The following is a 9,229-nucleotide window of genomic DNA, read 5'->3' as shown; positions in this document are numbered from 1 at the left end:
CCCCTGCGCCGCCGGCCGGGGGCGCGCCCCCCCCCCCCCCCGCGGGGCCCGCCGTCCCGCGCGCCCCCCCCCCCCCCCCCCCCCGGGGGGGGGGGGGGGGGCCCCCGCCCCCCACCCCCCCCCCCGCGGCCGGGGTCTCCTCCGGCATCGACATGGGCCTCGCCCTGCTGGGCCGTATCGCCGGTGACTTCGTCGCGCAGGCCGTGCAGCTCGGGATCGAGTACGACCCGCAGCCGCCCTACGACGCGGGGTCCCCGCACAAGGCGCCCGCGGACGTCGTCGAACTCATGCGCTCACGCAGCCGGTTCATCCTCGGCCAGGAGCCGACCACGTGAAGCGCGGCTGACGGCGTTCCAGGAACGCGGCGACCCCCTCCTCGGTGTCGCCGCCGGTGCGGGCCTGCTCGCTCCAGTGCGCGTCCCGGTCGGTCCGCCCGCTGACGAACTCCTTCGCCGCGGCCTGCGTCAGCTGCGAGCGGGAGACCAGGATCCGGGTGAACTCCGCGACGCGCTTGGCCAGTTCGCCCTCGGGCAGCACCTCGTCCACCAGGCCGGTGCGCAGCGCCCGCCCGGTGTCGATCAACTCCCCGGAGAACAACAGGTACTTGGCGGTCGCCGGTCCCACCAGCGACACCAACCGCCGGGTGGAGGAGGCCGGATACACGATCCCGAGCTTCGCCGGCGTCACCCCGAACAGCGCGCCCTCCATGGCGAACCGCAGATCGCAGGCGCCCGCCAGCTGCGCCCCGCCGCCCACGCAGTGCCCGCGGATCGCGGCCAGCGTCGGCTTGGGAAACGCCGCCAGGGCCTCCTCCGCCCGCACCGCGAGCCGCTGCGCCTCCTCGGGCGACTCCCGGAGCGTGGAGATGTCGGCCCCGGCGCAGAACGTCCCGCCCTCTCCCGTGAGCACCAGCGCACGGACCGCCGGGTCGGCGGCGAGAGTGGCGAGCAGCGGCGGCAGGGCCGCCCACATCGCGGCCGTCATGGCGTTGCGCTTCGCCGGATGACGGATGACGACCGTGGCGACCGCGTCGGCGACGGTGTGCAGCAGCTGGGGCTCCATGGCCGGATGCTAACCGCCACGTCGTGTGCGCGATCAAGAAGGGATCGGCGAGACTTACGACACCCGGAGGGACAGGAGCGGTCCGAGAACCGACCGACTCGTGCGCGGACGGTCACGAACGCTCGATAGTTGCTGACTTCTGTTCAGTACTCGGGAGCGATGCGCTTCGTTACCAACACTCGACGTGTGGTGACAATCGAGCGCGAGGGTGGCGACCTGACGATGGAGAACCACGGGGGCGGGTCGGGTCCAAAGCCGCCGGATCCGCTGCCCTACGAGGGCGTCTGGCGGTTCACCGCCCCCGCCGTGGACGCCTCGGTCCCGCAGGCCCGGCACGCCGTGCGGGACCTGCTGCACCGCCAGGGCGTACCCGTCTCCGACGACCTGGCGCACGGTCTGCTGCTCATCGTCTCGGAGCTGGTCACGAACGCCGTCAAACACGCGGCGCTGCTGTCGCCGATGCTCGCCGTGGAGGTCGCCGTCGGGGCCGAGTGGGTGCGGGTGTCCGTGGAGGACAACCATCCCTACCGTCCCACCGCCCTGGAGGCGGACCACGGGCAGACCGGTGGCCGGGGTCTGCTGCTGGTCCGCGAGATCGCCCGGGAGGCGGGCGGGGTGTGCGACGTCGAGCACACCGCGGGCGGCGGCAAGGTGATCTGGGCCGCCCTGCCGCTCAAGCCCCTGCGGGTGCCCTGACGGGCGTCACCAGCCGGCCGACGGGCCCGTCAGCTCCCTGATCGCCGGGCGGGCCGCGTCGAGCACGGTCATGAACCAGGACGAGAAGGTGTCCTTGGCATGCCGTTCGGCCAGCTCGGCGGGGGTCACGAAGGCGGTCTCGCCGACCTCCTCCGGGTCGGGCCGCAGCGGGGACTGCACCATGCCGACGAAGAGGTGGTTGTACTCCTGCTCGACCAGCCCCGAGTCCGGGTCCGGGTGGTTGTAGCGCACCGTGCCCGCCTCGGCGAGCAGCGACGGGGAGACCCCCAGCTCCTCGAACGTCCGCCGGGCCGCCGCCGCGAAGGGCGCCTCTCCGGGATAGGGATGGCCGCAGCAGGTGTTGGACCACACACCGGGGGAGTGGTACTTGCCGAGCGCCCGCTGCTGCAGCAGCAGGCGGCCGTGCTCGTCGAAGAGGAAGACGGAGAAGGCGCGGTGCAGCCGGCCCGGTGGCTGGTGGGCGGCGAGCTTCTCCGCGGTGCCGATCGTGACGCCGTCCTCGTCGACCAGTTCCAGCAAAATCGCGTCTGCGGTGCCGTTCGACGGACTGTGCGTCGCGGTGGCAGGTGTGATCGGCATACCCATCCTTCGCATCGGTCTTCGCGCCCCAAGTGTGCCGCACGAATCCGGCACTCCCGGCACTTCCCGGCACGCCCGCATGTCCCGCGCGCTCCGCGGGCCACGGCCGTCACCGGTCGACGCCGGACGAGGGGCCCGGTAGGTGATCGTGCCCCCTGCCGTCGGCGGGGAACCGTCCGGGGTGGGGCTGTGGGGCTTAAGGACGCGCGTGCGCGCCGGACGGCTGCGTTCCGCTCCGGGAGCGCACCACCGGCCTCAGTGGCACAGCCCCGCCTCGTGTTCCGCATGGCCGGCCGGCTCCAGCCGGAAGGCGCGGCGCAGACAGGTCGGAGGCCGGTTCATGCGCCGTGGTGGTGCTGCCAGCCCCGCCAGGCGGACTCCACCATCTCCCGCACCCCGAGCCGGGCCGTCCAGTCCAGTTCCCGGGCGGCCCGCGCGGCGGAGGCGACGGCGCGAGGCGCGTCGCCGGGGCGACGGCCCTCGACCACCGGGGCCCGGTCGACGCCGGTCACCTCGCCGATGACCGTGATCAGCTCGCGCACGGAAACGCCCTCGCCGCGACCGATGTTGACCGTCAGATCGCCGCTCGCGCCCGCCTCCAGGCGGTGCGCCGCGGCCAGATGCGCCTCCGCGAGGTCGGCGACATGGATGTAGTCGCGGACGCAGGTGCCGTCCGGTGTCGGGTAGTCGGCGCCGAAGATCCGCGGGGCCTCGTCACGGGTGAGCCGGTCGAAGACCATCGGCACGATGTTGAAGACACCCGTGTCGGCCAGCTCGGGCGCGGCGGACCCCGCGACGTTGAAGTAGCGCAGGCACACCGTCCCGATGCCGTGCGCCCGGCCCGCCGCCCGCACCAGCCACTCGCCGGTGAGCTTGGTCTCGCCGTAGGGGTTCACCGGGGCGCACGGGGTGTCCTCCGTGATCAGCTCCACGTCCGGGTCGCCGTACACGGCCGCCGAGGAGGAGAACAAGAACCGGCTGATCCCCGCCTCCGCGGTCGCCTCCAGGAGCCTCGCGAGTCCGCCGACGTTCTCCTCGTAGTAACGGGTGGGCCGCGCCACCGACTCGGCGACCTGCTTGCGCGCGGCGAGATGGACGACGCCCGTCACGTCGTACTCGGCGAACACCCGCTTGAGCAGGGAGGGTTCGTGCGCCGACCCCTCGATGAGCGGGACGTGGGCCGGCAGGCGCTCGGGGTACCCGGCCGAGAGGTCGTCGAGGGCGACGACCGTGTCCCCGGCCCCGGCCATCGCCCGCGCCACATGGGCCCCGATGTATCCCGCCCCGCCCGTGATCAGCCATGTCATGGACGCCCACCTTATGCCGAGGTCGCGGGGGCGATCCCGATGTCCGGGATGCCCGGTCTGCGAAGCGCGGTTTGTGGGCGGGACCCCGGATCACCGATGATGATCGCGGCAAAGGCCGGGGGAGACGGCGTTGATCGGCTCATGAACGGCCGGTGAACGGCGTACTCCGGTCATCCGATAGCCTCTGCCGACATGCCGCCCGCCTGGTGCAGCCAAGGGGCGCCCCACCCGTGCACGTCACCGGCGCCCCGCGTCGGCACCCAGGGAGTGAGTTCGGTTGTCGACCGCCATCCTCACCGGTCAGCCGGTCCCCGGATCGTCGATCGAGGGCGATCTGCGGTCCCTCGGCTTCGACGTACGGACCGCCGCCGATGACGCGGACGCCGAGCGGCTCGTCGCCGAGGCGCCGTACGACCAGCGGGTGGCCCTCGTCGACGCCCGCTTCGTCGGCCACCCGCACGCCCTGCGCCTCGGTCTGACCGACCCGCGCTTCGCCCTCGCCGCCGTCCCCGGCGCCGTCACCGCACAGCCCGAGGGCCGGGCGACCCTCATCAGGGCCCTGGCCGAGGAGAACTCGACGGGCGGCGGCGCGGCCCTGGCCGGCGTGAACTCCACCGGCGGTACGGCCCTGGCCGTGGAGAGCCTCCCCGACCGTGTCGTCACCGCCCTGGCCGACGACGGCGCCGAGGTGCACCGCCCCGAACTCGGCAGCCTGGTCGCCGCCGTCCCCGCCGACCCGCAGGACCGCAACGAGGCACGGCAGGCCGTCGCCGCCGTCGACGACGAGGCCGTACGCCTGAAGTCGGCCGTGAAGTCCCGGGACGGCTTCTTCACCACCTTCTTCATCAGCCCCTACTCCCGCTACATCGCCCGCTGGTGCGCCCGCCGCGGACTGACCCCCAACCAGGTCACCACCGCCTCCCTGCTCACCGCGCTGATCGCCGCGGGGTGCGCGGCCACCGGCACCCGGCCCGGGTTCGTCGCGGCCGGCGTCCTGCTGATCGCGTCCTTCGTACTGGACTGCACCGACGGCCAGTTGGCCCGCTACTCCCTGCAGTACTCCACGCTGGGCGCCTGGTTGGACGCCACCTTCGACCGGATCAAGGAGTACGCGTACTACGCGGGGCTCGCTCTGGGAGCGGCCCGCAACGGCGACGACGTATGGGCGTTGGCCCTCGGCGCGATGGTCCTGCAGACCTGCCGCCACGTCGTGGACTTCTCCTTCAACGAGGCCAACCACGACGCCACCGCCAACACCAGCCCCACGGCGGCCCTTTCGGACAAGCTCGACGGCGTCGGCTGGACGGTGTGGGTACGGCGCATGATCGTGCTGCCGATCGGCGAGCGCTGGGCGATGATCGCGGTCCTCACGGCGGCCACGACTCCCCGGATCACCTTCTACGCCCTGCTCATCGGCTGCGCGGTCGCGGCGACCTACACCACGACGGGCCGGGTCCTGCGGTCGCTGACGCGCAAGGCACGGCGCACCGACCGGGTCGCGCGGGCGCTGGCGGACCTCGCGGACGGCGGGCCGCTCGCCGAACTGACGGCACGGGTCGCCCCCCGCGTCCCGGCACCCGTCAGTGCCCTCGCCGGCGGTCTCCTCGTAGTGATCTCCGCCGCACTCTGGGGCGCCGCCTGGCCCACCGCACTGGCCGCCGTCGGCTACGTCCTGCTCTCCGCCGTCGCCGTCTCCCGTCCCCTCAAAGGCGCCCTCGACTGGCTCGTTCCCCCCGTCCTCCGCGCCGCCGAGTACGGCACCGTCCTGGTGCTGGCGGCCGAATCCGGGGTAAACGGAGTGCTGCCCGCGGCTTTCGGGCTGGTGGCCGCGGTCGCCTACCATCACTACGACACGGTGTACCGCATCCGTGGCAACGCCGGAGCGCCCCCGGCCTGGCTGGTGCGCGCCGTCGGGGGGCACGAGGGACGGACGCTGCTCGTCACGGTCCTGGCCGCCGCGCTCACCGCCTCGCAGTTCAAGGTCGCGCTCACGGTCCTCGCCGTGGCCGTCGCCCTGGTGGTGCTCGTCGAGAGCATCCGCTTCTGGGTGTCCGCTGGGGCTCCCGCCGTACACGACGAAGGAGAAACCGCATGATCGGCCTCGTGCTGGCGGCGGGCGCCGGGCGGCGTCTGCGCCCCTACACCGACAGCCTGCCGAAGGCGCTGGTGCCGGTGGGGCCCGCGGGCATAGAGGACTCGATCACGGTGCTCGACCTGACCCTCGGCAACTTCGCCGAGATCGGCCTGAAAGAGGTCGCCGTCATCGTCGGCTACCGCAAGGAGGCCGTGTACGAGCGCAGGGCGGCCCTGGAACAGAAGTACGGCCTCAAGCTCACCCTCATCGACAATGACAAGGCCGAGGAGTGGAACAACGCCTACTCCCTGTGGTGCGGCCGTGACGCCCTCAAGGACGGGGTGATCCTCGCCAACGGCGACACCGTCCACCCCGTCTCCGTCGAGAGGACCCTGCTCGCCGCGCGCGGCGAGGGCCGGCGCATCATCCTGGCCCTGGACACCGTGAAGAACCTCGCCGACGAGGAGATGAAGGTCGTCGTCGACCCCGACAAGGGCATGACGAGGATCACCAAGCTGATGGACCCCGCCGAGGCCACCGGCGAGTACATCGGCGTCACCCTCATCGAGGGCGACGCCGCCCCGGAGCTGGCCGACGCCCTGAAGACGGTCTGGGAGAGCGACCCGCAGCAGTTCTACGAGCACGGGTACCAGGAGCTCGTGAACCGCGGCTTCCGGATCGACGTGGCGCCGATCGGCGACGTCAAGTGGGTCGAGATCGACAACCACGACGATCTCGCCCGCGGACGGGAGATCGCGTGCCAGTACTGACGAGGCTGATTCCCTCACCGGTGGTCGTGGACATCCGCGCGGGTGCCCTCGACGACCTGGCCTGTGTGCTCGCGGACGAGCGCATCTCGCACTCCGGCAGGCTGGCGGTCGCCGTCAGCGGCGGCTCCGGCGCCCGGCTGCGCGAGCGGCTGGAGCCCTCACTGCCCGGCGCCACCTGGTACGAGGTCGGCGGGGGTACCCTCGACGACGCGATCCGGCTGGCCGGCGAGATGAAGGCCGGCCACTACGACGCGGTCGTCGGGCTCGGCGGCGGCAAGATCATCGACTGTGCCAAGTTCGCGGCGGCGCGGATCGGGCTGCCCCTGGTCGCCGTACCGACGAACCTCGCGCACGACGGTCTGTGCTCGCCCGTCGCCACCCTCGACAACGACGCCGGCCGCGGATCGTACGGCGTGCCCAACCCGATAGCGGCCGTCATCGACCTCGACGTCATCCGCGAGGCCCCGGTGCGGTTCGTGCGAGCGGGCATCGGTGACGCGATCTCCAACATCAACGCGATCGCCGACTGGGAGCTGGCCAACCGGGTCAAGGGCGAGAAGATCGACGGTCTCGCCGCGGCCATGGCCCGCCAGGCCGGCGAGGCGGTGCTCAGGCACCCGGGCGGAGTCGGCGACAACCGCTTCCTCCAGGTGCTCGCGGAGGCGCTGGTCCTCACCGGTGTCGCCATGTCCATCTCGGGCGACTCACGTCCGGCGTCGGGCTCGTGTCACGAGATCAACCACGCCTTCGACCTGCTGTACCCCAAGCGCGCGGCGAGCCACGGCGAGCAGTGCGGCCTCGGTGCCGCCTTCGCGATGTTCCTGCGGGGCGCGCACGAGGAGTCGGCCGACATGGCCGAGGTGCTGCGCCGGCACGGGCTTCCGGTGCTGCCGGAGGAGATCGGCTTCACGGTGGACGAGTTCGTCCGCGCCGTGGAGTTCGCGCCGGAGACCCGGCCCGGCCGCTACACCATCCTCGAACACCTCGACCTGAAAACCGACCAGATCAAGGACATCTACGCCGACTATGTCAAGGCCATCGGTAGCTGAACTCCGTCCGGTCGTCCACCCCGCTGGGGTCAAGGACCGGCGCAGCGGTGAGCACTGGATGGGACGCCTCTACATGCGTGAGGTGTCCCTGCGGGTCGACCGCTACCTGGTGAACACCAGGGTCACGCCCAACCAGCTCACGTACCTGATGACCGTCTTCGGCGTGCTCGCGGCCCCGGCGCTCCTGGTGCCGGGGATCGCGGGCGCCGTGCTCGGCGTGTTCTGCGTCCAGATGTATCTGCTGCTGGACTGCGTCGACGGCGAGATCGCGCGCTGGAAGAAGCAGTACTCGCTGAACGGCGTCTATCTCGACCGGGTCGGCGCCTACCTCACCGACGCCGCCGTCCTCGTCGGCTTCGGGCTGCGCGCCGCCGACCTGTGGGGCAGTGGCCGCATCGACTGGCTGTGGGCGTTCCTCGGCACGCTGGCCGCGCTCGGCGCCATCCTGATCAAGGCCGAGACCGACCTGGTCCAGGTCGCCCGGCACCAGGGCGGTCTGCCGCCGGTCAAGGAGGCGGCCGCCGAGATGCGCTCCTCCGGCATGGCGCTGGCCCGCCGGGCCGCCGCGGCCTTCAAGTTCCACCGGCTGATCCTCGGTATCGAGGCGTCCCTGCTGATCCTGGTGCTGGCGGTCGTCGACCAGGCGCGCGGCGACCTGTTCTTCTCCCGGCTCGGTGTGGCCGTCCTGGCCGGCATCGCGCTGCTGCAGACCCTGCTGCACCTGGTGTCCATCCTCGCCTCCAGCAGGCTGAAGTGAGCGGCATGAAGGTCGGCGCGGTCATCATCACGATGGGCAACCGCCCCGACGAGCTCCGCGCCCTCCTCGACTCGGTCGCCAAGCAGGACGGCGATCCGGTCGAGGTGGTCGTGGTCGGCAACGGCTCGCCCGTGCCGGAGGTCCCGGACGGCGTCCGGACGATAGAGCTGCCCGAGAACCTCGGCATCCCCGGCGGCCGCAACGTCGGCATCGAGGCCTTCGGCCCCGGCGGCCGCGACGTCGACATATTGATGTTCCTCGACGACGACGGCCTCCTCGCGGGCCACGACACCGCCGAGCTGTGCCGGCAGGCCTTCGCGGCCGACCCGAGGCTCGGCATCGTCAGCTTCCGCATCGCCGACCCCGAGACCGGGGTCACCCAGCGCCGGCACGTCCCGCGGCTGCGTGCCGCCGACCCGATGCGCTCCTCCCGGGTCACCACCTTCCTCGGCGGCGCCAACGCCGTCCGTACCCGGGTCTTCGCCGAGGTCGGCGGACTGCCGGACGAGTTCTTCTACGCCCACGAGGAGACCGACCTCGCCTGGCGGGCCCTAGACGCGGGCTGGATGATCGACTACCGGTCCGACATGGTGCTGTACCACCCCACGACCGCCCCCTCGCGGCACGCGGTCTACCACCGCATGGTCGCCCGCAACCGGGTCTGGCTCGCCCGCCGCAACCTCCCCGCGCCCCTCGTCCCTGTCTACCTCGGGGTGTGGATGCTGCTCACCCTGGTCCGCCGTCCCTCGCGGCCCGCGCTGAGGGCCTGGTTCGGCGGGTTCCGGGAGGGCTGGAGCACCCCGTGCGGCCCGCGCCGGCCCATGAGGTGGCGTACCGTGTGGCGGCTGACCCGACTGGGCCGGCCCCCTGTGATCTGACAAGCTCGTTTCTACGGAGCGAGCGTTCCCGAGAGC

The 9,229-nt window shown here is 72.3% G+C and carries 9 protein-coding genes and 1 pseudogene; 7 read left to right on the top strand and 3 right to left on the bottom strand.

Annotated features, from left to right (window positions below):
- Positions 1–125 precede the first annotated feature (125 nt).
- Positions 126–335 (top strand): annotated as a pseudogene (locus tag ABZZ74_RS20275) (DJ-1/PfpI family protein); the annotation flags it as partial.
- On the opposite strand, the gene ABZZ74_RS20270 reads toward ABZZ74_RS20275, so the two are convergent.
- On the bottom strand, positions 307–1,062 hold the full coding sequence (locus tag ABZZ74_RS20270; protein ID WP_356766719.1) for an enoyl-CoA hydratase-related protein: 756 nt from the start codon (positions 1,060–1,062) through the stop codon (positions 307–309). The pseudogene ABZZ74_RS20275 and the gene ABZZ74_RS20270 overlap by 29 nt on opposite strands.
- A 222-nt stretch (positions 1,063–1,284) precedes the next feature.
- Here ABZZ74_RS20270 and ABZZ74_RS20265 point away from each other — a divergent pair, with 222 nt between their 5' ends.
- Positions 1,285–1,758, top strand: a complete 474-nt coding sequence (locus ABZZ74_RS20265; protein ID WP_356766739.1) for an ATP-binding protein — start codon at positions 1,285–1,287, stop codon at positions 1,756–1,758.
- A 6-nt stretch (positions 1,759–1,764) separates the two neighbouring features.
- Here ABZZ74_RS20265 and idi read toward each other — a convergent pair whose 3' ends face one another.
- A complete protein-coding gene (gene idi, locus ABZZ74_RS20260) occupies positions 1,765–2,358 on the bottom strand; it encodes an isopentenyl-diphosphate Delta-isomerase (RefSeq protein ID WP_356766717.1) in 594 nt (197 codons plus the stop codon).
- A 338-nt stretch (positions 2,359–2,696) separates the two neighbouring features.
- Entirely contained in the window at positions 2,697–3,665 is a 969-nt protein-coding gene (gene galE, locus ABZZ74_RS20255) for a UDP-glucose 4-epimerase GalE (RefSeq protein WP_356766715.1), read from the bottom strand.
- A 277-nt stretch (positions 3,666–3,942) separates the two neighbouring features.
- On the opposite strand from galE, the gene ABZZ74_RS20250 reads away from it, so the two are divergent.
- From ABZZ74_RS20250 to ABZZ74_RS20230, 5 genes are read left to right on the top strand one after another with little or no spacing between them, the layout of a single operon-like run.
- Positions 3,943–5,760 (top strand): DUF5941 domain-containing protein, encoded by a 1,818-nt coding sequence (locus tag ABZZ74_RS20250; protein WP_356766713.1) that lies wholly within the window; start codon positions 3,943–3,945, stop codon positions 5,758–5,760.
- A complete protein-coding gene (locus tag ABZZ74_RS20245; RefSeq protein WP_356766711.1) occupies positions 5,757–6,509 on the top strand; it encodes a phosphocholine cytidylyltransferase family protein in 753 nt (250 codons plus the stop codon). Before ABZZ74_RS20250 ends, ABZZ74_RS20245 begins: the two co-directional genes overlap by 4 nt.
- On the top strand, positions 6,497–7,558 hold the full coding sequence (locus ABZZ74_RS20240) for an iron-containing alcohol dehydrogenase family protein (protein WP_356766709.1): 1,062 nt from the start codon (positions 6,497–6,499) through the stop codon (positions 7,556–7,558). The genes ABZZ74_RS20245 and ABZZ74_RS20240 overlap by 13 nt, the downstream gene beginning before the upstream one ends.
- The gene (locus ABZZ74_RS20235; RefSeq protein WP_356766707.1) at positions 7,536–8,315 is read left to right on the top strand and encodes a CDP-alcohol phosphatidyltransferase family protein; all 780 of its coding nucleotides are present in this window, start codon (positions 7,536–7,538) and stop codon (positions 8,313–8,315) included. The genes ABZZ74_RS20240 and ABZZ74_RS20235 overlap by 23 nt, the downstream gene beginning before the upstream one ends.
- 5 nt (positions 8,316–8,320) lie before the next feature.
- Positions 8,321–9,193 (top strand): glycosyltransferase family 2 protein, encoded by an 873-nt coding sequence (locus ABZZ74_RS20230; protein ID WP_356766737.1) that lies wholly within the window; start codon positions 8,321–8,323, stop codon positions 9,191–9,193.
- The last annotated feature ends 36 nt before the right edge of the window (positions 9,194–9,229 follow it).

The organism is Streptomyces sp. NPDC006476, from assembly GCF_040612015.1.
Taxonomy (GTDB): Bacteria; Actinomycetota; Actinomycetes; order Streptomycetales; family Streptomycetaceae; genus Streptomyces; species Streptomyces griseorubiginosus_B.
Note: the sequence above shows the minus strand (reverse complement) of the source record. Positions and strands in the feature narration are given on the sequence as shown.